23 protein-coding genes are annotated in these 23,236 nt (G+C 71.8%); 17 read left to right on the top strand and 6 right to left on the bottom strand.

All coding sequences use genetic code 11. From position 1 onward, the window contains the following. The first annotated feature begins 101 nt into the window (after positions 1-101). Positions 102-932, top strand: coding sequence for a sulfurtransferase (locus AB0L33_RS23725; RefSeq protein ID WP_365684490.1), 831 nt, complete (start codon positions 102-104; stop codon positions 930-932). Between the two features lie 71 nt (positions 933-1,003). Here the strand turns inward: AB0L33_RS23725 and sepH are convergent, their stop codons facing one another. Beyond that, a complete protein-coding gene (gene sepH, locus AB0L33_RS23720; protein WP_018105380.1) occupies positions 1,004-2,062 on the bottom strand; it encodes a septation protein SepH in 1,059 nt (352 codons plus the stop codon). A gap of 495 nt (positions 2,063-2,557) precedes the next feature. Here sepH and AB0L33_RS23715 point away from each other — a divergent pair, with 495 nt between their 5' ends. Beyond that, entirely contained in the window at positions 2,558-3,595 is a 1,038-nt protein-coding gene (locus tag AB0L33_RS23715) for a hypothetical protein (protein WP_365684488.1), read from the top strand. Between the two features lie 7 nt (positions 3,596-3,602). Here AB0L33_RS23715 and AB0L33_RS23710 read toward each other — a convergent pair whose 3' ends face one another. Further along, entirely contained in the window at positions 3,603-4,925 is a 1,323-nt protein-coding gene (locus tag AB0L33_RS23710; protein WP_365684486.1) for a D-arabinono-1,4-lactone oxidase, read from the bottom strand. A gap of 208 nt (positions 4,926-5,133) precedes the next feature. On the opposite strand from AB0L33_RS23710, the gene AB0L33_RS23705 reads away from it, so the two are divergent. Continuing rightward, a complete protein-coding gene (locus tag AB0L33_RS23705; RefSeq protein ID WP_365684484.1) occupies positions 5,134-6,261 on the top strand; it encodes a ferrochelatase in 1,128 nt (375 codons plus the stop codon). Positions 6,262-6,331: 70 nt separating this feature from the next. Further along, on the top strand, positions 6,332-7,141 hold the full coding sequence (locus AB0L33_RS23700; protein ID WP_365684655.1) for an inositol monophosphatase family protein: 810 nt from the start codon (positions 6,332-6,334) through the stop codon (positions 7,139-7,141). Positions 7,142-7,229: 88 nt separating this feature from the next. Here AB0L33_RS23700 and AB0L33_RS23695 read toward each other — a convergent pair whose 3' ends face one another. Further along, a complete protein-coding gene (locus AB0L33_RS23695; RefSeq protein WP_365684482.1) occupies positions 7,230-7,406 on the bottom strand; it encodes a hypothetical protein in 177 nt (58 codons plus the stop codon). A gap of 383 nt (positions 7,407-7,789) precedes the next feature. On the opposite strand from AB0L33_RS23695, the gene AB0L33_RS23690 reads away from it, so the two are divergent. The 4 genes from AB0L33_RS23690 (at position 7,790) to AB0L33_RS23675 (ending at position 11,350) form a co-directional block, all read left to right on the top strand. Beyond that, complete coding sequence (locus AB0L33_RS23690) at positions 7,790-8,443, top strand: response regulator transcription factor (protein WP_143617776.1); 654 nt, start codon at positions 7,790-7,792, stop codon at positions 8,441-8,443. A gap of 5 nt (positions 8,444-8,448) precedes the next feature. After that, a complete protein-coding gene (locus AB0L33_RS23685) occupies positions 8,449-9,681 on the top strand; it encodes an ATP-binding protein (protein ID WP_365684480.1) in 1,233 nt (410 codons plus the stop codon). Positions 9,682-10,086: 405 nt separating this feature from the next. Further along, positions 10,087-10,383, top strand: coding sequence for a DUF4193 domain-containing protein (locus AB0L33_RS23680; protein WP_003965732.1), 297 nt, complete (start codon positions 10,087-10,089; stop codon positions 10,381-10,383). A 13-nt stretch (positions 10,384-10,396) separates the two neighbouring features. Next, positions 10,397-11,350 carry a hypothetical protein gene (locus tag AB0L33_RS23675; protein WP_365684478.1) on the top strand — a complete coding sequence of 318 codons (954 nt, stop codon included), beginning with the start codon at positions 10,397-10,399 and terminating at the stop codon, positions 11,348-11,350. On the opposite strand, the gene AB0L33_RS23670 is transcribed toward AB0L33_RS23675, so the two are convergent. Continuing rightward, positions 11,311-11,805, bottom strand: coding sequence for a DUF3093 domain-containing protein (locus AB0L33_RS23670; protein ID WP_365684476.1), 495 nt, complete (start codon positions 11,803-11,805; stop codon positions 11,311-11,313). The two genes, AB0L33_RS23675 and AB0L33_RS23670, sit on opposite strands and share 40 nt — an antisense overlap. A gap of 57 nt (positions 11,806-11,862) precedes the next feature. On the opposite strand from AB0L33_RS23670, the gene AB0L33_RS23665 reads away from it, so the two are divergent. From AB0L33_RS23665 to AB0L33_RS23630, 8 genes are all read left to right on the top strand, one after another. Beyond that, positions 11,863-12,447 carry a PaaI family thioesterase gene (locus AB0L33_RS23665; RefSeq protein ID WP_361024997.1) on the top strand — a complete coding sequence of 195 codons (585 nt, stop codon included), beginning with the start codon at positions 11,863-11,865 and terminating at the stop codon, positions 12,445-12,447. Continuing rightward, positions 12,447-12,980, top strand: coding sequence for a dUTP diphosphatase (dut, locus tag AB0L33_RS23660; protein WP_365684474.1), 534 nt, complete (start codon positions 12,447-12,449; stop codon positions 12,978-12,980). Before AB0L33_RS23665 ends, dut begins: the two co-directional genes overlap by 1 nt. A gap of 1 nt (position 12,981) precedes the next feature. Next, positions 12,982-13,746 (top strand): DUF3710 domain-containing protein, encoded by a 765-nt coding sequence (locus AB0L33_RS23655; RefSeq protein WP_365684472.1) that lies wholly within the window; start codon positions 12,982-12,984, stop codon positions 13,744-13,746. 199 nt (positions 13,747-13,945) lie between these two features. After that, positions 13,946-14,680 carry an ABC transporter ATP-binding protein gene (locus AB0L33_RS23650; protein ID WP_365684470.1) on the top strand — a complete coding sequence of 245 codons (735 nt, stop codon included), beginning with the start codon at positions 13,946-13,948 and terminating at the stop codon, positions 14,678-14,680. A gap of 142 nt (positions 14,681-14,822) precedes the next feature. Further along, positions 14,823-17,366 carry a sensor histidine kinase KdpD gene (locus AB0L33_RS23645; RefSeq protein ID WP_365684468.1) on the top strand — a complete coding sequence of 848 codons (2,544 nt, stop codon included), beginning with the start codon at positions 14,823-14,825 and terminating at the stop codon, positions 17,364-17,366. Positions 17,367-17,446: 80 nt separating this feature from the next. After that, a complete protein-coding gene (locus AB0L33_RS23640) occupies positions 17,447-18,139 on the top strand; it encodes a response regulator (protein WP_018105400.1) in 693 nt (230 codons plus the stop codon). Between the two features lie 87 nt (positions 18,140-18,226). Continuing rightward, positions 18,227-18,643: an OB-fold nucleic acid binding domain-containing protein gene (locus AB0L33_RS23635; RefSeq protein ID WP_365684466.1), complete on the top strand. Its 417-nt coding sequence runs from the start codon at positions 18,227-18,229 to the stop codon at positions 18,641-18,643. Between the two features lie 3 nt (positions 18,644-18,646). Beyond that, positions 18,647-19,402, top strand: a complete 756-nt coding sequence (locus AB0L33_RS23630) for a DUF3159 domain-containing protein (RefSeq protein ID WP_365684464.1) — start codon at positions 18,647-18,649, stop codon at positions 19,400-19,402. Positions 19,403-19,456: 54 nt separating this feature from the next. Here the strand turns inward: AB0L33_RS23630 and AB0L33_RS23625 are convergent, their stop codons facing one another. Together AB0L33_RS23625 and AB0L33_RS23620 are read right to left on the bottom strand one after the other, a co-directional pair. Then, positions 19,457-20,134, bottom strand: coding sequence for a TrkA family potassium uptake protein (locus AB0L33_RS23625; RefSeq protein WP_365684462.1), 678 nt, complete (start codon positions 20,132-20,134; stop codon positions 19,457-19,459). Then, positions 20,134-20,802 (bottom strand): TrkA family potassium uptake protein, encoded by a 669-nt coding sequence (locus AB0L33_RS23620; protein ID WP_026242838.1) that lies wholly within the window; start codon positions 20,800-20,802, stop codon positions 20,134-20,136. The genes AB0L33_RS23625 and AB0L33_RS23620 overlap by 1 nt, the downstream gene beginning before the upstream one ends. Positions 20,803-21,132: 330 nt before the next feature. On the opposite strand from AB0L33_RS23620, the gene AB0L33_RS23615 reads away from it, so the two are divergent. Beyond that, positions 21,133-23,181, top strand: a complete 2,049-nt coding sequence (locus AB0L33_RS23615) for an APC family permease (protein ID WP_365684460.1) — start codon at positions 21,133-21,135, stop codon at positions 23,179-23,181. Positions 23,182-23,236 lie beyond the last annotated feature (55 nt).

Raw genomic sequence — 23,236 nt, 5'->3', positions numbered from 1 at the left:
CCGTCATGTCCGGGATCTCGTCCCAGCCGGACCGTTTTGCCCCGGTATACCCGCTTGGCCGTTGTTACGGGCAGGCGGGCGGGTGCGCGAGGATGGCACGCATGAAGCCCATCATCTCCGCATCCGAATGCGCGAGCGAACTGGCGGGCCCGCGTCCGCCGGTGCTCCTGGACGTACGTTGGCAGCTGGGCGGCCCGCACGGCCGGCCCGACTACGAGGCCGGGCACATCCCCGGCGCGGTCTTCGTGGACCTCGACGCGGAGCTCGCCGGTCCCGCGGGCACCGGCGGCCGCCACCCGCTGCCCGACCCGGCTGAGTTCGGCGCCGCGATGCGCCGGGCCGGGGTCCGCCAGGACGGCCCGGTCGTCGTCTACGACGGTGGTCAGGGCTGGGCGGCTGCCCGAGCCTGGTGGCTGCTGCGCTGGGCGGGGCATTCCGACGTACGCGTGCTGGACGGCGGCCTCGCGGCCTGGGCGGGGGAGCTGTCGAAGGAGACCCCGGACCCGGCCGAGGGCGATTTCGTGCCCGTCCCGGGAGCGCTGCCGCTGCTCGACGCGGACGGCGCCGCGGCGCTGGCCCGCTCGGGTGTCCTGCTCGACGCGCGGGCGGCCGAGCGCTATCGGGGCGACGTGGAACCCATCGACCGGGTCGGCGGCCATATCCCCGGCGCGCTCTCCGCACCGACCGGCGAGAACGTGGCCGCCGACGGGCGCTTCCTGAGCCCCGAGCGCCTGGCCGCCCGGTTCGCCGGGCTGGGCGTCGAAGGGGAGGCGGCGGAGGTCGGTGTCTACTGCGGCTCGGGCGTCTCCGGGGCCCAGCAGGTGCTGGCGCTGGAGCTCGCCGGGCACCGGGCCGCGCTCTACGCGGGCTCCTGGTCGCAGTGGTCCGCCGACGAGTCGCGCCCGGTCGCCACGGGGCCCCAGCCCGGGTAACGGAACGCCGTCGCGCGAGGACGACGCACAAGGGCCCGTACGCGCTCGCGTACGGGCCCTTGGCATGCCGTCTAGTCCTGCTTCTTGCGGCGGGTGCCGAAGACGATCTCGTCCCAGCTGGGCACCGCGGCTCTGCGCCCGGGCCGGACCCCGTCCGCCTCGGCCTGCCGGTCCGTCGTGCCCGTCAGCCGGTCGCGGTGACCGGCGACCGCACGCGGCATCAGGACGTCCGCGTAGGCGGAGCCCGCTCCGGCCGAGGCGGCCGGCGGCTCCTCGGCCTCCGGCTCCCGCTCCGGCGGCTCGATCGCGGGGGGCTCGGGCGGCGCGGGGCGTTCCGGTACGACCATGTCACCGCGGAAGCTGGGCACCGCCTCCAGCAGGCTGGTGAGGGAATCCCGCTCGCTCGCTGTCACCCCGGCGATCCGCTCCTCCGGCTCCGGGGGCGGCGGCGGGGCCGGACGCTCGATCTGCCGGTCGAGCGCGCGGTCCAGTGGCCGGTCGCGCGGCAGCCGGGCGATCCGGGGCACGAACGGGAAGCTGGGCTCGGGCGCGGCGACCTCGTCCGTCTCGCCGATCAGCGAACGGGCCTCGTCGTCCACGGCCTGGACCAGCCTGCGCGGCGGGTCGTACGTCCAGCTCGCCGAGTGCGGCTCACCGGCGACCCGGTAGACGAGAAGGACCTCCCAGGTGCCGTCGTCGCGGCGCCAGGAGTCCCACTGGACGGTTTCCTTGTCGGCGCCGCGCAGCAGCAGCCGCTCCTGCACCGCCTCGCCGAGCTGGGGTCCGGTGTTCTCGCCGGGACGGCGCACGGGAGTCTTCCGGGCCCGCTCGGCCATGAAGGCGCGCTCCGCGAGCACGGGGCCCTCGAAGCGGCGGACACGGTCGACGGGAATCCCGGCGAACTGGGCGACCTCCTCGGCGGAGGCGCCGGCTCGTATCCGTGCCTGGATGTCGCGGGGGCGGAGGTGGCTCTCCACCTCGATCTCGATCTGGCCGAGCCGGGCGCGGTCGTTGCGCACGGCGGCTCGCAGCCGCTCGTCGATCGGAAGCGTGTACTCCGTACTGTCCGCAGCTTTGAGCACCAGTCGTGTGCCGTCGTTGGAGACGGCCACGACACGCAGTTCGGGCATGGGGACCTCCCGGGTGGTGCCTGCCGACGTCACGTGCGTCGCTGCTTCCGCTAGTCGAGTGTGGCCTGCCCGGGTGCAGCCTGCCACAACATTGCCGTGTTGCCCGGCGTGTCGGGCGTGAGCCCTTGATCGCCGGTATGCCACGGTAGCCTACGCGCAACGCAAAGTGACCGATGGTCACTCCGTGTCACTGGCCGCCGTGCGATGCCGTGCGCCGCCGGATCGAGTGCCTCCTTCGGCCCCCTCCCGAAGGTTCCGGACGCCCGCGCGGGTGTCCGGCCCCAGGGCTCGCCACAGTACTCCATTCGGGCCATGTGGGTGGACCGCCGCGCCGCCGAACTTCTCCTGAGGTGCGGGGGTTGACCTACCCCTCCGGACGCCTCCCGCTCATGATCCGTGTCGTGCTTCACACAATCCACGCAACCGGAACTTTCGGCTTCGCTCGTGTGTCCCTAGTTGGTGCATGGTGGGAGAGATGTCAATCAAGGGCTGGAAATGGTGCAGAAGCCGGAAAGCGACATAGAACCCAAGGAGAGGCGGATCGATCTGAGCCTGCCCCAGGTGGCGGGCAGCGCGGTGGCCGCGGTGGCGGCGGCCGTGGCGGCTTCCCAGCTCGGTGTGTACGGAACCATCGCGGGCGCCGGGGTCATGAGCGTCGTGGCGACCTGTGGTGGCTCGGTCTTCCAGCACTTCTTCCGTCGTACGGGTGAGCAGATCCGCGAGGTCACGGTCCAGGTGAAGCACCCGGACCGCGAGGTGACCGTCCGCACCCGCGAGACCGGTGTGCGGCGGTCGGAGCCCTCGCCGCGGGAGACCGCCCTGCTGGGAGCGGTGGACGACGCCACGACGGTGCTGCGCCGGACGGACCCGCAGCCGGACGAGACGATGCTCCTGCGCAGTGCGGCCCCGGACGAGACCGTGCTCCTGCGCAGTGCGGCCCCGGACGAGACGACGCTCCTGCGTCGTGTGGAGCCCGACGCCACGACCGTTCTGCCCGGCCCCGCCGTCGGCGCCGGGCCGGACGAGGAGTTCTCCGAGGCCACCACGCACGGCACCCGGCTGCGGGGCTGGAAGCGTTCGGCCATCGGCGCGGCCGTGGTGTTCGCGGTCTCGATGGCCGGCATCACCACGTACGAACTGATCTCCGGGGACGACCTGAGCGGCGGGCACGGCACGACCGTGGGGTCCGTCGTGCGCGGTGGGCACGGCGGCGGGCCCGCCACGCCCGAGCCCACCGAAACCGGCGGTCCCGGCCAGGGCGGGACGAACCCCGGCCGACAGGACGGGAACGGCACGGCGACGCCCGGCACCGGCGGCCAGGACGGGGAGGGGACCGCCCCGCAGCCGGACCGGAGCGGCGCTCCCACCGAAGGGGCGACGCCCTCGCCGACCCCCTCGGACCCGGCGGGCGGCGGCGTCGAGCCCTCGGCCACGCCGACCCCGAGCGCCACCGACGGCGGCGGGAGCGCGACGCCAGAACCGGCGGCCACGGACGGCGCCCCGGCGCCCGAGGCCACCGAAGCGGGGGAGTGAGCCCGGGTCAGTCGCCCAGCACCCGGCGCAGATAGTCGTTGCCGAACAGCCGGTCCGGGTCCAGCCGGTCCCGGACGGCCGTGAACTCGCCGAAACGCGGATACACCCCGGAGAGGTACGCGGCGTCCCTGGTGTTGATCTTGCCCCAGTGCGGGCGGCCGTCGTGCGCGGTCATGATCCGCTCCACCGCCGTGAAGTACGCCTGGTAGGGCGTGCCCCGGTACATGTGGACGGCGATGTACGCGCTCTCCCGGCCCGACGCCGTGGAGAGCGCGATGTCGTCGGCCGGTGCGGTGCGCACCTCCACCGGGAAGCTGATCCGCAGCGGCGAGCGGTCCACCATCGCCCGGACCTCGCGCAGCGCCTCGACGGCGGCCTCGCGCGGCAGCGCGTACTCCATCTCCACGAACCGCACCCGTCGCGGGCTGGTGAACACCTTGTACGGGATGTCGGTGTACGTGCGCGCCGACAGGGCCCGGCTGGAGATCCTGGCGATCGAGGGGATCGTGGCGGGGACGGCCCGGCCGAGCGCGCAGGCGACCTGGAAGACGCCGTTGGACAGCAGTTCGTCCTCGACCCAGCCGCTGACCTTGCCGGGCGGGGCGGCGGGACCGGCGCTGCGGTTGTTGCGCTTGGTGTTGCAGTTCCCGGTGTGCGGGAACCAATAGAACTCGAAGTGCTCGTTCTCGGCCACGAGCTGATCGAAGTCGGTCGTCACCTGGTCGAAGCCCATCGGCTCCTCGCGGGCGGTCAGCAGGAAGACCGGCTCCACGGCGAAGGTGATCGCGGTGATGACGCCCAGAGCGCCGAGCCCGATCCGCGCCACCGCGAACACGTCGGCGTTCTCGGTCTCCGAACAGGTCAGCACCGTGCCGTCCGCGGTCACCAGCTCCAGGGCGCGTATCTGCGCGGATATGGACGCCGAGTCGCGGCCGGTGCCGTGCGTGCCCGTGGAGGTGGCTCCGGCGACCGTCTGCTCCATGATGTCGCCCATGTTGGTGAGCGAGAGGCCCTCGCGGGCCAGCGCAGTGTTCAGGCGCTTCAGCGGGGTGCCCGCCTCGACGGTCACCGTCATCGCCTTGCGGTCGATCTCGCGGATGCCGGTCAGTAGATCGGGCCGGATCAGCAGCCCGTCGGTGGCCGCGGTCGAGGTGAACGAGTGCCCGGTGCCGACCGGCTTCACCCGCAGCCCGTCCTCGGCGGCCCTGCGCAGCGCCTCGGCGAGTTCGTCCACCGACGCGGGGGACACGGTCCGGGCCGGCCGTGCGGTGACGGTCCCCGCCCAGTTGCGCCACGGGCCCGCCGCCGTCCGTGCGTAGGTCTCGGTCATCTTCCCCGCACCCTTCCCTAGGAACCGGCCCACCCAGCCGGCGCTTCCGACGGCCGGAAACCACGGGTTACCGGCCGGTTGGAGGGGGATCATACTCACGGTTCCCGCACATTCATCCACCCCTCCCGCCGCCCCGCGCGGGGCCCGGAAGCGCCCGCTCCGGACGTCGGTGCCACCCCGCCCGGGCGCGGGTGGCAGGATCGACGGCATGTCCGATCTGCGCGATCCAGCCCCCTACGACGCCCTGCTGCTGCTCTCCTTCGGTGGCCCCGAAGGCCCGGACGACGTGGTTCCGTTCCTCGCGAACGTGACCCGCGGCCGGGGCATCCCCGAGGAACGGCTCAAGGAGGTCGGCAAGCACTACTTCCTGTTCGGGGGCGTGAGTCCGATCAACGCCCAGAACAGGGCCCTGCTCGACGCGCTGCGCGAGGACTTCTCCGCGCACGGGCTGGAGCTGCCCGTGTACTGGGGCAACCGCAACTGGGCCCCGTACCTCACCGACACGCTGCGCGAGATGGTCGAGGACGGCCACCGTCGCATCGCGGTCCTGGCGACCAGCGCCTACGCCTCGTACTCCGGCTGCCGGCAGTACCGCGAGAACCTCGCCGAGTCGCTGGCCGCCCTGGAGGCCGAGGGCCTTCCCGTGCCGCGCGTGGACAAACTCCGGCACTACTTCAATCACCCCGGCTTCGTGGAGCCCATGGTCGAGGGCGTCCTGGCCTCGCTGGCGGACCTGCCCGAGGAGGTGCGCGCCGGCGCGCACCTGGCCTTCACCACGCACTCCATCCCGACTTCGGCGGCCAACAGCTCGGGTCCCGCGGAGGCGCACGGGGACGGCGGCGCCTATGTCGCCGAGCACGTCGACGTGGCCCGGCTGATCGTGGACGCGGTGCGCGAGCGGACCGGCACGGCCCACCCCTGGCGGCTCGTCTACCAGTCGCGCAGCGGCGCGCCGCACATCCCGTGGCTGGAGCCCGACATCTGCGACCACCTCGAAGCGCTCCACGGCGAAGGGGTCCCCGCCGTCGTGATGGCGCCCATCGGCTTCGTCTCGGACCACATGGAGGTCCTGTACGACCTCGACACCGAGGCCACCGCCAAGGCCGCCGAGCTGGGTCTGCCGGTACGCCGCTCCGCGACGGTCGGCGCCGACCCCCGGTTCGCCGCCGCCGTGCGCGAGCTCGTCCTGGAACGGGCCGACGCCGAGCGGGGCGGCGAGCCGCGGCGGTGCGCCCTCGGGACGCTCGGCGCGAGCCACGACCTCTGCCCGGTGGGCTGCTGCCCGGCCCGGGCGCCCAAGCCCGCCGCCGCGGGCGCCGACAGCCCCTACGCGTAAGCCCTCGCCCTTCCCCGTCCGCCGCACTCTCAACCTCTTAGGGAACGCCGTGACCCAAGTCGAACACTCAGTGGAGACCCTGCTCGAACTCGCCCGGGAAGCCGCGGAACTCGCCGGCCGGCTGCTGCGCGACGGGCGTCCGGCGGGGCTGGGCGTGGCCGCGACCAAGTCCAGCCCGGTCGACGTCGTGACCGAGATGGACATCGCCGCCGAGAAGCTGATCACCGAGTACCTGATCGCCAACCGCCCGCTGGACGGCTACCTCGGGGAGGAGGGCGGCACGACCGCCGAGGGCGTCAGCGGTGTGCGCTGGGTGATCGACCCGCTCGACGGCACGGTGAACTACCTGTACGGACTCCCGTCCTGGGCCGTCTCCATCGGCGTCGAGATGTACGGCGAGCGGGTCGCCGGGGTGGTCGAGGTGCCGATGCGCGGCGAGACGTACTTCGCTCAGCGCGGTCGTGGAGCCTTCGTCACGGGCGGCGCGTACGGCAACAAGGACGTCCGGCTGCGGTGCCGGGAGACCGCCCCGCTCGCCGAGGCGCTGGTGGCCACCGGCTTCAACTACGTCGCCGAGGTCCGGGCCCACCAGGCCGAGGTGGCGCGTGACCTCGTCCCGCAGGTCCGGGACATCCGGCGCGGCGGCTCCGCCGCGATCGACCTCTGCGACGTGGCCGCCGGCCGGCTCGACGGCTACTTCGAGCGCGGGCTGCACCCCTGGGACCTGGCCGCGGGCGACCTCATCGCCCGGGAGGCCGGCGCCCTCACCGGCGGGCGCCCGGGCAGGCCGGCCGACGGCGAGCTGACCGTCGCCGCGTCCCCCGGGGTCTTCGAACCGCTCCAGGCCCTCCTGGACGAGCTGGGCGCCTGGCACGACTGATCCGGGACCGCCGAGCCGTACCGGGGCAGCGGAAAGGCCCCGCAGCCGCCGTACAGCGGCTGCGGGGCCTTTCGCCCGTTTGTGACGGTCAGGCGTTCGCCGTCGTGCTGATTCGCACACCGTGCTCGGCGGCGAGACGACGGAGGTCGTCCAGCTCGCTCTGCTCGACGTCCGCCAGGAAGTCGTCGCCCGTCTCTCGGGCCTTGGTGAGGTCGTCCTCGGTCGTCTTGATGCGGTGCAGCAGACCTGCGGTGAAAGCGTCCATGAAGCGCCCCCTCATCGTGGGTCGGTGGCACGGGGGTGTGCCCGGGTTTCCCTCCGCCGAGGCGGTAGGGCGGGTGATCACGCACTCTCCGGGGGACGGAGGGGCCTGTGACAACGCCACATGGGAAGACGTGATCGCGGGTGTGAATGCGTACTCCCCCGCCCGAAGCTCAGAGAAACCTCAACTGGCCCGGAAATCCCGTTGCTTCCCCGGAGCCCCAGGTCGGGGCGGGACGTCTTACCGCCGGTTTATGCGGGTTACGGGCAGGATGGAGCCGCACAAGTGTGCCGGGGCCGTGCCCGCGGCGCGGACGGCCGGGCCGTCCCGGACACCCGGAGCCCCGGGGTGCAGACCGCTTGCGAAATTCTAGGGAAGGAAGCGCCGTGCGCGTACTCGTCGTGGAGGACGAGCAGCTGCTCGCCGATGCGGTGGCCACCGGATTGCGCCGTGAGGCCATGGCCGTCGATGTCGTCTACGACGGGGCCGCGGCCGTGGAGCGCATCGAGGTCAACGACTACGACGTCGTGGTGCTCGACCGCGACCTCCCCCTGGTCCACGGCGACGACGTCTGCCGCCGGATCGTGGAGCTCGGCATGCCCACCAGGGTGCTCATGCTCACCGCGTCCGGGGACGTCAGCGACCGGGTGGAGGGCCTGGAGCTCGGCGCGGACGACTATCTGCCCAAGCCCTTCGCGTTCAGCGAGCTGACCGCCCGGGTACGGGCCCTCGGCCGGCGCACGACCGTCGCCCTGCCGCCCGTCCTGGAGCGGGCCGGCATCAAGCTGGACCCCAACCGCCGGGAGGTCTTCCGGGGCGGCCAGGAGGTCCAGCTCGCGCCCAAGGAGTTCGCCGTCCTGGAGGTCCTGATGCGCAGCGAGGGCGCCGTCGTCTCGGCGGAGCAGCTGCTGGAGAAGGCGTGGGACGAGAACACCGACCCGTTCACCAACGTCGTCCGGGTGACCGTCATGACCCTGCGCCGCAAGCTCGGCGAGCCGCCCGTGATCGTCACGGTGCCCGGCTCCGGCTACCGGATCTGACGCCGGTGGCCGCCGTCCCGCCGCCCGTGGGGGTGCCCCCCAAACCCACCTGGGAGCCCAAACAGCAGGAGGCCCCCTACCCGTGGCTGCGCCCGACCATCCGGATACGGCTCACGCTGCTGTACGGCGGCATGTTCCTGATCGCGGGCATCCTGCTGCTGTCGATCATCTACATGCTGGCCGCCCAGGCCATGCACGTGGGCAGTGAGCTGCCGTTCAAGATCGCCTCCGGCAAAGTGACCAGCGAGGTCTGCAACCTGCCCCAGACGGCGGCTCCTGACGAGTTCAACGCGGCGATGAACGCCTGCGTGAACCACCAGCGCCAGCAGGCGCTGGACACGCTGCTCAACCGGTCGCTGCTGGCCCTGGTGGGACTCAGCATCATCGCCTTCGCCTTCGGCTACGGCATGGCGGGCCGGGTGCTCTCGCCCCTGGGCCGGATCACCCGCATCGCCCGCACCGTGGCCGGGACCGACCTGTCCAGGCGCATCGAGCTGGACGGGCCGGACGACGAGCTCAAGGAGCTGTCCGACACCTTCGACGACATGCTGGACCGGCTGGAGCGGGCCTTCACCGCGCAGCAGCGGTTCGTCGGCAACGCCTCGCACGAGCTGCGCACGCCGCTCGCCATCAACCGCACGCTGCTGGAGGTCCACCTCTCCGACCCGGAGGCGCCGCCCGAGCTCCAGCAGCTGGGCAAGACGCTGCTGGCCACCAACGAGCGCAGCGAGCAGCTGGTGGAGGGCCTGCTGCTGCTGGCCCGCAGCGACAACCAGATCGTCGAGCGCAAACCCGTCGACCTCGCCGAGGTCGCCTCGCGCGCCGTGGACCAGGCGCGCGGCGAGGCCGAGGGCAAGGGCGTGGACATGCGCGTGGAGCTGGCCGAGGCCGTCGTCCAGGGCAACGGCGTCCTGCTGGAGCGCATCGCGCTGAACCTCGTACAGAACGCCGTCCGCTACAACGTCCCGGAGGACGGCTGGGTGGAGGTGAGCACGGCACTGCTGCCCGGCGAGGCGGTGCTCGTCGTCTCGAACACGGGCCCCGTGGTCCCGGCGTACGAGATCGACAACCTCTTCGAACCCTTCAGGCGGCTGCGTACGGAGCGGACGGGCAGCGACAAGGGGGTCGGGCTCGGTCTGTCGATCGCGCGTTCCGTCGCCCGCGCCCATGGCGGCCGTATCATCGCCGAGCCGCGCGAGGGCGGTGGTCTTGTGATGCGCGTCTCACTGCCGGTCTGACCGGCCTGTGAGGAGCTTTGCGCGCCGATTATTTTTTGTTCGCTTTGAGCGGAATTTTCGGGACCTGATCCCGGAGCGTCCGTGTGTGATCGATCACAGGAGCGAATATCTCCCTGCCCACGCTCCGTGACCAGGGAACTCACCGGAAACCCGGCGAATCACCGGGTTTTCGGGGGCAGACATGACGGGAAGTACACGGGGTGGCGCCTGCGAAGGGCGCCGCCGGGACCGTGTACGGTCCCCATCGCCACCCAAGCCGATCACTCCCGAGCGGTCCTTTTGGGTGTCGATTGAGTAACAGACCTTGATGTGAGGCAAAATCTCCGCCTCAGGTCGGGCACAAGTCCGGCCTCTCACGCGTTACGAGCGCTGAGACACCGCAGACACCCAGAGGGGGAGAGCGACATGGCAACGGATTACGACACCCCACGCAAGACCGACGACGACGTCGATCAGGACAGCCTTGAAGAGCTGAAGGCGCGCCGGAGCGACAAGACGGCGTCCGCCGTCGACGTCGACGAGTTCGACGCGGCCGAGGGACTTGAGCTGCCCGGCGCAGACCTGTCCAACGAGGAGCTGGCCGTACGGGTCCTGCCCAAGCAGGCCGACGAGTTCACCTGCATGAGCTGCTTCCTCGTGCACCACCGCAGCCAGCTGGCCCGCGAGAAGAACGGTCAGCCGATCTGCCGCGACTGCGACTGAGATCCGGTCGGCCGTGGCAGGGGACACACCGTTCCGCAAGCGGCGCCCCTGGGGCAGAAGGCCACCGGAGGCGTACCAGGGCGGTACAGGCCCGGCAGAAGGCGCCCAGGCGCCTGCCGAGCGGTCCGCCCTGCCACCCTCGCCGGACGGACAGGACGACGAGCGGGGCCTGCAGGCGGCCTCGCTCGAAGCAGCCGAAGCAGCGGTACGCGCAGCCCGTGAGGCTGTCGGAGCCGACACGGCCGATGGGGCCGGACAGGTCGGCAGGACGGAGCCCGTGACCGGGGCAGGCCGTCTGAGTTCAGTGAAACGGGGTGTACGCAAGGGCGGGGAGAGCGCCAAGGAAGCGATCGGTCAAATCGCGGACCTGATCATCCACATCGCTCCCCGCGTCCCTGTGCGTGACCTCGCCACCCTGCGCAAGCACTTTCCCGGCCTCGGGCCGGAGGAGATCGCGGACCGGCTCGTCGTGGGCGCGAGCCGCGCGACCGCGACCGTCGGCGCCGGAATCGGCGCGGCGGCCATGATGCCCGTGCCGCCCGTCATGCTCGCCGAGCTGGCCACCGAGGTCACCGGCGTCGCCGCCATCGAGATGAAGCTCGTCGCCGAGCTGCACGAGGTCTACGGACGCCGTCCCCCGGGCGGCATCGGGCGGCGCTCCACCGCCTACCTCTCCGCCTGGACCGAGGAGCGCGGCATCGAGGTCACCCGGCCCGCCTCGGTCGACGCGGCGCTGAGCGGCCGGATGAAGCGCGAACTGCGCCGCCAGATCATGAAGCGCACCGCGCGCGACCTGCCGAGCCTGATCCCGTTCATGATCGGCGCCGCGGTCGGCGCGTCCATGAACCGGCGCGACACCAGGAAGCTCGCCGAACGGGTCAGGAAGGACCTGCGCGGCAAACAGATCCCCTGGGACCGCCTCCCGGATCAGCCCCCGCTGCGACCCGGTCCGGACGAAAGGCCCTGAGCCCGGACCGCCGCGTCCAGCGCCGCCACGAGGGCCTTCGGTTCGCGCGTCGAGAGATAGACGTACGGGGTCGGGTCCGCCGGGTCGGTGACCTCGATCCGGACCGCCGTCGGGATGTAGCTGCGCAGCAGCATGAAGGCCCGGACGTCCGCCTTGTGCGTGCGCCAGGCGCGCGCCTCCTCGGCGTCCAGCGCCTCGGCCTCCCCGAGCGCCGAGACCGGAATCCGCGCGTCCCCGGCGACCAGCGCACCGGCCACCACCCGGATGCGGGCGGAGCCGTACGAGCTGACCGCGACGGCCGACAGGACCGTGCCGCCGGCCAGGCCGGCGAGGAGCGGCAGGGTGCCCAGCGGCAGCAGCATCAGCGCGCACGCGATGCCGATCAGGACGGCGATCAGCCACCACGAACGGGGTGCGGTGAGACGTTCGTCGTAGGGCGGGGTCGAAGGCTGCATGGCTCCAGCTTGGCACGGTGCGACCGGCGCGTACCCGCGCGGGTAAGGTCTGCGCCTGTGAGTGGAACATCTGCGGCTCTGACGCCCCCGGCCGACGCGGTGAAACCGGTCCGGCACCCCGACGCCCCGGCCCCCGGCGAGCTCCTCGGCGCGCACTACGAGCACTGCTTCGGCTGCGGCTCCGGCCAGCCCCACGGGCTGCACCTCCAGGCGCGGGCCGGCGAGGGCGTCCGGGTGACCGCCGAGTTCACCGTGAAGGCGGCCCACCAGGGCGCTCCGGGCCTGGCGCACGGCGGGGTGCTGGCCACCGCTCTCGACGAGACGCTGGGCTCGCTGAACTGGCTGCTGCGGGTCATCGCGGTCACCGGACGGCTGGAGACCGACTTCGTGCGGCCCGTCCCCGTCGACACCGTGCTGTTCCTCGACGCCGAGGTCACCGCCGTGCACGGCCGGAAGATCTACTCCCGGGCCACCGGCCGGATCGGCGGCCCGGACGGGCCGGTCGCGGTGCGGGCCGACGCCCTGTTCATCGAGGTCAAGGTCGACCACTTCATCGAGAACGGCCGGCCCGCCGAGATCCAGGCGGCCATGGCCGACCCCGACCAGGTCAGGCGCGCCCGCGCCTTCGAGGTGAACCCGTGATGCGCCACCCCGTCGACGTCCTGATCCGCCGGGTCGACCCGGAGGTTCCGCTTCCGTCCTACGGGCACCCCGGCGACGCCGGCGCGGACCTCGTGACGACCGAGGCCGCCGAGCTCGCGCCGGGGGAGCGGGCCGTACTGCCCACCGGGGTTTCGATCGCCCTGCCCGACGGGTACGCCGCGTTCGTGCACCCCCGATCCGGTCTCGCCGCCCGCTGCGGAGTCGCCCTGGTGAATGCCCCGGGGACGGTCGATGCCGGGTACCGTGGAGAGATCAAAGTGATCGTCATCAATCTCGACCCGCGCGAGTCCGTGCGGTTCGAGCGGTTCGACCGGATTGCCCAGCTGGTCGTGCAGCAGGTCGAGAAGGTGCGCTTCCACGAGGTGTCGGAGCTTCCCGGCTCGGCGCGGGCCGAAGGGGGCTTCGGGTCCACCGGCGGCCATGCCGCCGTTGATGTTGATGGCGTCCGGGGCGGGGTTCCCCAGGGCGGGAACGGCTACGCTTCGGTCGAATCCGACCGGGAAGGACAGTGACGTGTTCGGACGTCGCAAGAACAGTGGTGCCGCCGATGACACGGCGGACGAGGCGCGCGAGGCCGAGCAGGTCGTCGACGAGCAGGATGACGCCGAGGGCGAGACCCGCCGGACGAACCTCCCGCCGGCGCCGCGCCCGGACGGTCCGTGGGACGTCAGCGAGGTGTCCCAGCCCGGCGACGGCCGGGTCGACCTGGGCGGCATCTTCGTGCCCGGCGTCGAGGGTATGGAGCTCCGCGTGGAGGTCGCCGGTGACGCGATCGTCGCCGCCACCGTCGTGATGCGCGACAGCGCCATCCAGCTCCAGGCCTTCGCCGCCCCCAAGAAGGAGGGCATCTGGGGCGAGGTCCGCGAGGAGATCGCCACGGGCATCACCCAGCAGGGCGGCATCATCGACGAGGTCGAGGGCCCGCTGGGCTGGGAGCTGCGCGCTCAGGTCCCCGTACAGCTTCCCGACGGGGCGAACGGCGTGCAGCTGGTGCGCTTCGTCGGCGTCGACGGCCCGCGCTGGTTCCTGCGCGGGGTGATCTCCGGTCAGGGCGCCGTGCAGCCGGAGGCCGCCGGGCTCCTGGAGTCGGTCTTCCGGGACACCGTGGTCGTCCGCGGCGAGGGCCCGATGGCCCCGCGCGACCCGATCGTCCTCAAGCTCCCCAACGACGCCCAGATGGTCCCCGAGGGCGTGCAGCAGGAGGAGCAGGAGGGCTCGAAGTTCTCCGGCGGCATGGCGGGCCTCCAGCGCGGTCCCGAGATCACCGAGGTGCGCTGACCCGCACCCGCACCCGCGGACACCGGCCGGTGGGCCGCACCCCTTCTCCGGGGTGCGGTCCACCGGCGCGTACGGGGGCGACACCGGCCGGAAGCGTCCGGCGGCCGATGCGGGGATGACGGGGGAGGGGCATTGCCCGGTCCCGCGCCACCTGCACATACTGGCGGCCGACAGGACCGAGGACCCACGGGGGAACACCATGACCGACCACACCGCCGACACCAGCACCGGCGGAGGCGCCGGCACGGCCGTCGCCGACGGCCCCATGGTCCGCGTCGAGGACCTGCACCGCTCCTACGGCTCCGGCGCGGGAGCGGTGCACGCGCTGCGCGGCGTCTCCTTCGAGGTGCCGCGCGGCGAGCTCGTCGCCCTCAAGGGGCGCTCCGGCTCCGGCAAGACCACCCTGCTCAACCTCGTCGGCGGCCTCGACGCCCCGGACGGCGGCCGGATCACCGTCGACGGCACCGACCTCTCCTCGCTCGGCGAGAACGGACTCCTGGAGCTGCGCCGGGACCGGATCGGATTCATCTTCCAGTCCTTCGGCCTGATCCCGATCCTCACCGCCGCCGAGAACGTGGGCGTGCCCCTGCGGCTCCGCAAGGCCGACCCCAAGGAGCGCGAGGAGCGGGTGTCCCTGCTGCTCTCCCTCGTCGGCCTCGCCGACCACGCGGCCCAGCGCCCCGGCGAGCTCTCCGGCGGACAGCAGCAGCGCGTGGCCATCGCCCGCGCGCTCGCCAACCGGCCCGCCCTGCTGATCGCCGACGAGCCGACCGGACAGCTCGACGCGGAGACCGGCCTCGCGGTGATGGAGCTGCTGCGCGCCGTCGTGCGCAGCGAGGGCGTCACCGCGCTCGTCGCCACCCACGACGCACAGCTCCTCGGCCTCGCCGACCGGGTCCTCGAACTCAGCGACGGCCACATCATCGAGCACTGATCACCGGCCGGGGGAGCGGTGTCAGGGTTGCGTCAAATCCCGCCGCTCCCCCATCCCTGTCCGATATGCCGGAAATTCACCAGGTACTTTCGAACCGTGGCTGCCACGGCGGCAGCCGCCTGTTCCGGAAGACAATGGAGCCATGGCGCGCGGCAAACTTCGGATCTACCTCGGTGCGGCACCCGGCGTCGGCAAGACGTACGCGATGCTCGCCGAGGCGCACCGGCGCGTCGAACGCGGCACCGACTGCGTCGTCGGCTTCGTCGAGCATCACGACCGCCCGCGCACCGAGACCCTGCTGCACGGCCTCGAAGTGGTCCCGCGCCGAGAGATCGAGCACCGCTCGGCCGTCTTCACCGAGATGGACATCGACGGCGTCCTGGAGCGCGCCCCGGCCGTCGCCCTGGTGGACGAACTGGCCCACACCAACGTGCCGGGCTCCCGCAACGCCAAGCGCTGGCAGGACGTCGAGGAACTGCTCCAGGCCGGCATCGACGTCGTCTCGACCGTCAACATCCAGCACCTCGAGTCCCTCGGCGACGTGGTCGAGTCCATAACCGGCGTCCGCCAGCGCGAGACCGTGCCCGACGAGGTCGTCCGCCGGGCCGACCAGCTCGAACTGGTCGACATGTCGCCGCAGGCCCTGCGCCGCCGCATGGCCCACGGCAACATCTACAAGCCCGACCGGATCGACGCCTCCCTCTCCAACTACTTCCGCCCCGGCAACCTCACCGCCCTGCGCGAGCTGGCCCTCCTCTGGGTCGCCGACCGGGTGGACGAATACCTCCAGCAGTACCGGGGCGAGCACAACATCCGCACCACCTGGCAGGCCCGCGAACGCATCGTCGTCGGCCTCACCGGAGGTCCCGAGGGCCGCACCCTCATCCGCCGCGCCGCCCGGATGGCGGCCAAGGGCTCCGGCAGCGAGATCCTGGCCGTCTACATCGCCCGCAGCGACGGGCTGACCTCCGCCTCGCCCAAGGAGCTGGCCGTCCAGCGCACCCTCGTGGAAGACCTGGGCGGCACCTTTCACCACGTCATCGGCGACGACATACCCTCGGCGCTCCTGGAGTTCGCCCGGGGCGTCAACGCCACCCAGATCGTCCTGGGCTCCAGCCGGCGCAAGACCTGGCAGTACATCTACGGACCCGGCGTCGGCGCCACCGTCGCCCGCGAGTCCGGCACCGACCTCGACGTCCACATCGTCACCCACGACGAGGTCGCCAAGGGCCGGGGCCTGCCCATCGCCCGGGGCGCCCGCCTCGGCCGGGCCCGCATCCTCTGGGGCTGGGTGGTCGGCGTCGGCGGTCCGGTCCTCCTCTCGCTGCTCCTCAAGGGCCTGGAGAACGGCCCCGGGCTCGCCAACGACGTTCTGCTCTTCCTCTTCCTGACCGTGGGCGCGGCCCTGCTCGGCGGGCTGCGGCCCGCCCTCGCGTCGGCCGCCGTGGGCTCGCTGCTGCTGAACTACTGGTTCACCCCGCCGACCCACACCCTCACGGTCCAGGACCCGGAGAACTTCGTCGCCATCGTGATCTTCTTCGCGGTGGCCGTCGCGGTGGCCTCCGTGGTGGACCTCGCGGCCCGCCGCACCCATCAGGCCGCCCGGCTGCGCGCGGAGTCCGAGATCCTGTCGTTCCTGGCCGGCAGCGTGCTGCGCGGCGAGACCACGCTGGCCGCCCTGCTGGACCGGGTCCGGGAGACCTTCGGCATGGGTTCCGTCGCCCTGCTGGAACGGCGCAGCGACGTCGACCCCTGGACCTGCGCGGGCAGCGTCGGCCCGGCCCCGGCCGCCCGGCCCGAGGACGCCGACGTGGACATGCCCGTCGGGGACCACATGGCCCTGGCCCTGACCGGCCGGGTGCTGCCCGCCGAGGACCGCCGGGTGCTCGGGGCGTTCGCCGCCCAGGCCGCCGTCGTCCTGGACCGCCAGCGCCTGGTGGACGAGGCCGAGGAGGCCCGCAGACTCGCCGAGGGCAACCGCATCAGGACCGCGCTCCTGGCGGCCGTCAGCCACGACCTGCGCACCCCGCTCGCCGCGATCAAGGCCGCCGTCTCGTCGCTGCGCTCGGACGACGTCGCCTGGTCCGAGGACGACGAGGCGGAACTCCTGGAGGGCATCGAGGCCGGCGCCGACCGCCTCGACCACCTCGTCGGCAACCTCCTGGACATGTCCCGCCTCCAGACCGGCACCGTCACCCCGCTCATCCGCGAGATCGACCTGGACGAGGTGGTGCCCATGGCCCTCGGCGGCGTCCCCGAGGACAGCGTCGACCTGGACATACCCGAGACGCTGCCCATGGTCGCCGTCGACCCCGGGCTTCTGGAGCGGGCCGTCGCCAACATCGTGGAGAACGCCGTGAAGTACAGCCCCGACGGCGACCGCGTCACCGTGGCGGCCAGCGCGCTCGGCGCCCGCGTCGAACTCCGGGTGACCGACCGCGGCCGGGGCGTCCCCGACGAGGGCAAGGAGCGCATCTTCGAGCCCTTCCAGCGTTACGGAGACGCCCCGCGCGGCGCCGGGGTCGGCCTCGGCCTCGCGGTGGCCCGGGGCTTCGCCGAGTCCATGGGCGGCACGCTCGACGCCGAGGACACCCCGGGAGGCGGCCTCACCATGGTGCTGACCCTCAGGGCCGCCCCTGGCCACGCCCCGGCCGCCCCGGGCCTCCCGGCGCGGATCACCTCATGAACCGCCCGGACCGGCCGGACCTCCCGGACCGCCCCGACCTCCCCGCACCGACGTACGCCCCGCAGAAAGGCAGGACCCCGATGACCCGGGTGCTTGTGGTGGACGACGAGCCGCAGATCGTACGCGCCCTCGTGATCAACCTGAAGGCGCGCAAGTACGAGGTGGACGCCGCGCCCGACGGGGCCACCGCCCTCCAGCTCGCCGCCACCCGCCACCCGGACGTCGTCGTCCTCGACCTCGGGCTGCCCGACATGGACGGCGTCGACGTGATCCGGGGCCTGCGAGGCTGGACCCGGGTCCCGATCCTGGTCCTCTCGGCCCGCCACACCTCCGACGAGAAGGTCGAGGCGCTGGACGCGGGGGCCGACGACTACGTGACCAAGCCCTTCGGCATGGACGAGCTGCTGGCCCGGCTGCGGGCCGCGGTGCGGCGGGCCGAGCCGGTCGGCCAGGACGGCGGCGACCAGGTCGTCGTCGTGGAGACCGAGGGCTTCACCGTCGACCTCGCCGCGAAGAAGGTCCACCGCGACGGCCGCGACGTACGGCTCACGCCCACCGAGTGGCACCTCCTGGAGGTCCTGGTCCGCAACGGCGGCCGGCTCGTCAGCCAGCGCCAGCTGCTCCAGGAGGTCTGGGGGCCCTCGTACGGCACCGAGACCAACTACCTGCGCGTCTACATGGCCCAGCTCAGGCGCAAGCTGGAGGCCGATCCTTCCCACCCCCGCCACTTCGTCACCGAACCGGGCATGGGTTACCGCTTCGAGCGTGCCTGAGACCGGCGGACGGGCGCGTACGGGTCCTCCGTACGGGTGAGACGGCGGCCACCCGCCATGACCTCGCGGGACCGGTACCCTTCGGGTATGAGTGCTGTTCCCCGATTCGAGAAGGCCCCCAAGGGCGACCGCCCGGCCGGGCGCTTCCGGCGGATGCTCGACCGGCTTTCGAGCTCCCAGGAGGACCTGGAGTGCGAGGAGCTGGAGGAGGACTCGCAGGCCTCGGGGTGCACCCGGATCTCCGAATGCGGCGACCGCCAGATCGTGAAGGTCACTGGTACCTTGCGGACGGTCACCCTGCGACCGCGCGCCGGAGTGCCCGCCCTGGAGGCGGAGCTCTTCGACGGCACCGCACCGCTGGACGTGGTCTGGCTCGGCCGTCGCTCCATCCAGGGCATCGAACCGGGCCGCAAGCTCATCGCCTCCGGCCGGATCGCCATGAGCCACGGTCGCCGGGTGCTGTTCAACCCCAAATACGAACTCCGACCGCTCGGCAAGGAGTAGCCGGTGACGTCTCTCGACAAGCCGACGTCCGACACGGACCGCACCACCGACCAGCAGGAGGCCGACAGCAGGGCGGTCACCGAGGCCGCGCTCTTCGAAGCCTTCGGCGGCGTGAGGGGCATGGTGGAGACGGTCCTGCCCGGGCTGCTCTTCGTCACGATCTTCACCATCAACAAGAACCTCACCTACTCGGCCATCGCGGCCCTGGCGGTGTCGCTCGCGCTCGTGGTCGTCCGGCTGATCCGCAAGGACACCGTCAAGCACGCCTTCAGCGGCGTCTTCGGTGTGGCCTTCGGCGTGGTCTTCGCCAAGATGACGGGCAACGCCAAGGACTTCTACCTGCCGGGCATGCTCTACACCCTGGGCCTCGCCCTGGCCTACCTGGTCACCGCGGTCGCCGGCCTCCCGCTGATCGGCCTGATCCTGGGCCCGGTGTTCAAGGAGAACCTCTCCTGGCGCACCCGTAACCCCGGCCGCAAGAAGGCGTACACCAAGGCCAGCTACGCCTGGGGGCTGATCCTGCTCGCCAAGTGCGCGATCCTCTTCCCGCTGTACTGGTGGGCCGACACGACCCAGTTCGGCTGGGTGCTGGTCGCGCTGAAGATCCCGCCGTTCCTGCTCGCGGTCTACCTGACCTGGGTCTTCCTCGCCAAGGCACCGCCGCCGATCGACGTCTTCGCCGAGATGGAGGCGGAGGAGGAGGCCGAGAAGGCCCGTAAGGCGGCCGCCGCCGAAGCAGCCAGGGGCCAGGAGTTCTGAGACGTACGAGAGGGGCCCCGTCACCGGCCGGTGACGGGGCCCCTCTCGCACGCTCTACGCCTCCGAGTCGCCCCGGCGCACCGACAGCAGGTCCTCCAGCTGCTCCTCGCGCGCCTGCGCGGCCACGAACAGCAGCTCGTCACCGGCCTCCAGGCTCTCCTCCGGGTTCGGGGTCAGCACCCGCTGGCCCCGGATGATCGTCACCAGCGAGGTGTCCTCCGGCCAGGCGACGTCCCCGACCTGGGTCCCCGCCAGCGCCGACTCCGGCGGCAGCGTCAGCTCCACCAGGTTCGCGTCGCCGTGGCTGAAGCGCAGCAGCCGGACCAGGTCGCCGACGCTCACCGCCTCCTCGACGAGCGCCGACATCAGACGCGGCGTGGACACCGCCACGTCGACGCCCCACGACTCGTTGAACAGCCACTCGTTCTTCGGGTTGTTCACCCGGGCGACGACCCTCGGCACGCCGTACTCGGTCTTGGCCAGCAGCGAGACGACCAGGTTCACCTTGTCGTCGCCCGTCGCCGCGATGACGACGTTGCAGCGCTGGAGCGCCGCCTCGTCCAGCGACGTGATCTCACAGGCGTCCGCGAGCAGCCACTCGGCCATCGGCACCCGCTCCACCGAGATGGCGGTCGGCGCCTTGTCCACGAGCAGCACCTCGTGCCCGTTCTCCAGCAGCTCGCCCGCGATGGAACGTCCCACCGCGCCGGCCCCGGCAATCGCCACACGCATCAGTGACCGCCCTCCTCGGGGCCCTCGGCGAAGGCCGCCTCGACCTTCGCGATCTCGTCCGTACGCATCATCACGTGGACGAGGTCGCCCTCCTGGAGCACCGTCTGCGACGACGGCAGTATGGCCTCGCCCAACCGGGTGAGGAACGCCACGCGCACGCCCGTCTCCTCCTGGAGCGTGCTGATCTTGTGCCCGATCCAGGACGGCGTCGTGTGCACCTCGGCGAGCTGCACGCCGCCGCTCGGGTCGCGCCACAGCGGCTCGGCGCCCGACGGCAGCAGCCTGCGCAGCATCTGGTCCGCCGTCCAGCGCACGGTGGCGACCGTCGGGATGCCCAGGCGCTGGTACACCTCGGCGCGCCGGGGGTCGTAGATCCGGGCCGCGACGTTCTCGATGCCGAACATCTCGCGCGCCACCCGGGCCGCGATGATGTTGGAGTTGTCGCCGGAGCTCACCGCCGCGAACGCTCCGGCCTCCTCGATCCCCGCCTCGCGCAGCGTGTCCTGGTCGAAACCGACCCCGGTGACGCGACGGCCACCGAACCCGGAGCCGAGGCGCCGGAACGCCGTGGGGTCCTGGTCGATGACGGCGACCGTGTGCCCCTGCTGCTCCAGGGTCTGCGCGAGAGCGGCTCCCACTCGCCCGCAGCCCATGATGACGATGTGCACCTTGCGCCTACCTCGCAGTCCTGGTCGTCCGGCTGACCTGCGAAAACACCCTGCTCACACTCTTTCCTCGGCTGGCCGGGCAAACAACGGGGCAACGGTCTGTCCCGTCGCCCGCTTACGAGCTTATGCGGCGCCGTTCGCGTCGCCTCATCCGAGTGTGCGCATCGGGGCGCGCGGGTGGCAAAGACGACGTGCCGGGGCGCTTCCGGGCGGTGCCGCGCAAGGATTGCGTTAAGGATTCCGTGGCGTTTCCGGCCGAGTGCAGGACATTGGCGGGCCACGCCGTCACAGCGGGGGCGGGCTCCATACGGAACCCTTACGATCCTCTGCGTGTCCAAACTGACCGACGTGCCCAAACGGATCCTGATCGGACGGGCCCTGCGCAGCGACAAGCTGGGGGAGACGCTCCTCCCCAAGCGCATCGCCCTTCCCGTCTTCGCATCCGACCCGCTGTCCTCGGTGGCCTACGCACCCGGAGAAGTCCTCCTCGTGCTGTCCATCGCGGGTGTGTCGGCGTACCACTTCAGTCCCTGGATCGCGGTCGCGGTCGTGGTCCTGATGTTCACGGTCGTCGCCTCCTACCGACAGAACGTCCACGCCTACCCGAGCGGCGGCGGCGACTACGAGGTCGCCACCACCAACCTCGGCCCCAAGGCCGGGCTCACCGTCGCCAGCGCGCTGCTGGTCGACTACGTCCTGACCGTGGCGGTGTCGATCTCCTCCGGCGTGGAGAACCTGGGCTCCGCGATCCCCTTCGTGGTCGAGCACAAGACGGGGTGCGCGGTCGCCGCCATCGTCCTGCTGACCCTGATGAACCTGCGCGGCGTCAAGGAGTCCGGGAAGCTCTTCGCCATCCCCACGTACCTCTTCGTGGCCGGCGTCTTCATCATGATCGTCTGGGGTGCCTTCCGCGGGCTCGTCCTCGGCGACACCATGCACGCCCCGACCTCCGCGTACACGATCAGGCCCGAGCACCAGGGGCTGGCCGGCTTCGCCCTCGTCTTCCTGCTGCTGCGCGCCTTCTCCTCCGGCTGTGCGGCGCTCACCGGCGTCGAGGCGATCAGCAACGGTGTTCCCGCGTTCCGCAAGCCGAAGAGCAAGAACGCCGCGACCACGCTCGCGATGATGGGCCTGCTCGCCGTCACCATGTTCTGCGGCATCATCGGTCTGGCCATGGCCACCGACGTCAAGATGGCCGAGAACCCTGCGAAGGACCTGATCAACAACGGCACCCCGGTCGGCTCGTCGTTCGTCCAGGACCCGGTGATCTCGCAGGTCGCGGCCGCTGTCTTCGGCGACGGCACGTTCTTCTTCGTGATCCTCGCCGCGGCCACCGCCCTCGTCCTCTTCCTGGCCGCGAACACCGCGTACAACGGCTTCCCGCTGCTCGGCTCGATCCTGGCCCAGGACCGCTATCTGCCCCGCCAGCTGCACACCCGCGGCGACCGGCTCGCCTTCTCCAACGGCATCGTGCTGCTGGCCGGTGCCGCGATCCTGCTGGTCGTGATCTACGGGGCCGACTCGACCCGGCTCATCCAGCTGTACATCGTCGGCGTGTTCGTCTCCTTCACGCTCAGCCAGACCGGCATGGTCCGGCACTGGAACCGGCATCTGGCGGTCGAGAAGGACCAGGCCAAGCGCCGCCACATGATCCGCTCCCGGGCGATCAACGCCTTCGGCGCCTTCTTCACCGGTCTGGTGCTCGTCGTCGTCCTCGCCACGAAGTTCACCCACGGTGCCTGGGTGGCGCTGCTCGGCATGGTCATCTTCTTCGGCACGATGACCGCGATCCGCAGGCACTACGACCGGGTCGCCGAGGAGATCGCCGCCGACGAGACCGCCCCCGACGAGTCGATCCGCCCCTCCCGGGTGCACTCGATCGTCCTGGTCTCCAAGCTCCACCGCCCCACCCTGCGCGCCCTCGCCTACGCCAAGCTGATCCGCACGGACCACCTGGAGGCGCTCTCCATCAGCGTGGACCCGGCCGAGACGAAGGCCCTCAGGGAGGACTGGGAGCGGCGCGGCATCAACGTGCCGCTGAAGATCCTCGACTCCCCGTACCGCGAGGTGACGCGCCCGGTCATCGAGTACGTCAAGAGCCTGCGCCGGGAGAGCCCGCGCGACGTGGTGAGCGTCTACATCCCGGAGTACGTCGTCGGCCACTGGTACGAGCACCTGCTCCACAACCAGAGCGCCCTGAGGCTCAAGGGCCGGCTGCTCTTCACCCCCGGTGTGATGGTCACCTCGGTCCCGTACCAGCTGGAATCCTCCGAGGCCGCGAAGAAGCGCGCCCGCAAGCGGGCCGACTGGAACGCGCCCGGCTCGGTGCGCCGGGGACCGGTGGAGCGCAAGCAGAAGGAACCGACGCCGAAGGGCTGAGGCAGCCGGCCGCCGGGTGGTCGGCGGCCGGACGACACGCACGTAGACTCGTAGG

The sequence above is a fragment of the Streptomyces sp. NPDC052299 genome (assembly GCF_040679335.1).
Taxonomy (GTDB): domain Bacteria; phylum Actinomycetota; class Actinomycetes; order Streptomycetales; family Streptomycetaceae; genus Streptomyces.
Note: the sequence above shows the minus strand (reverse complement) of the source record. Positions and strands in the feature narration are given on the sequence as shown.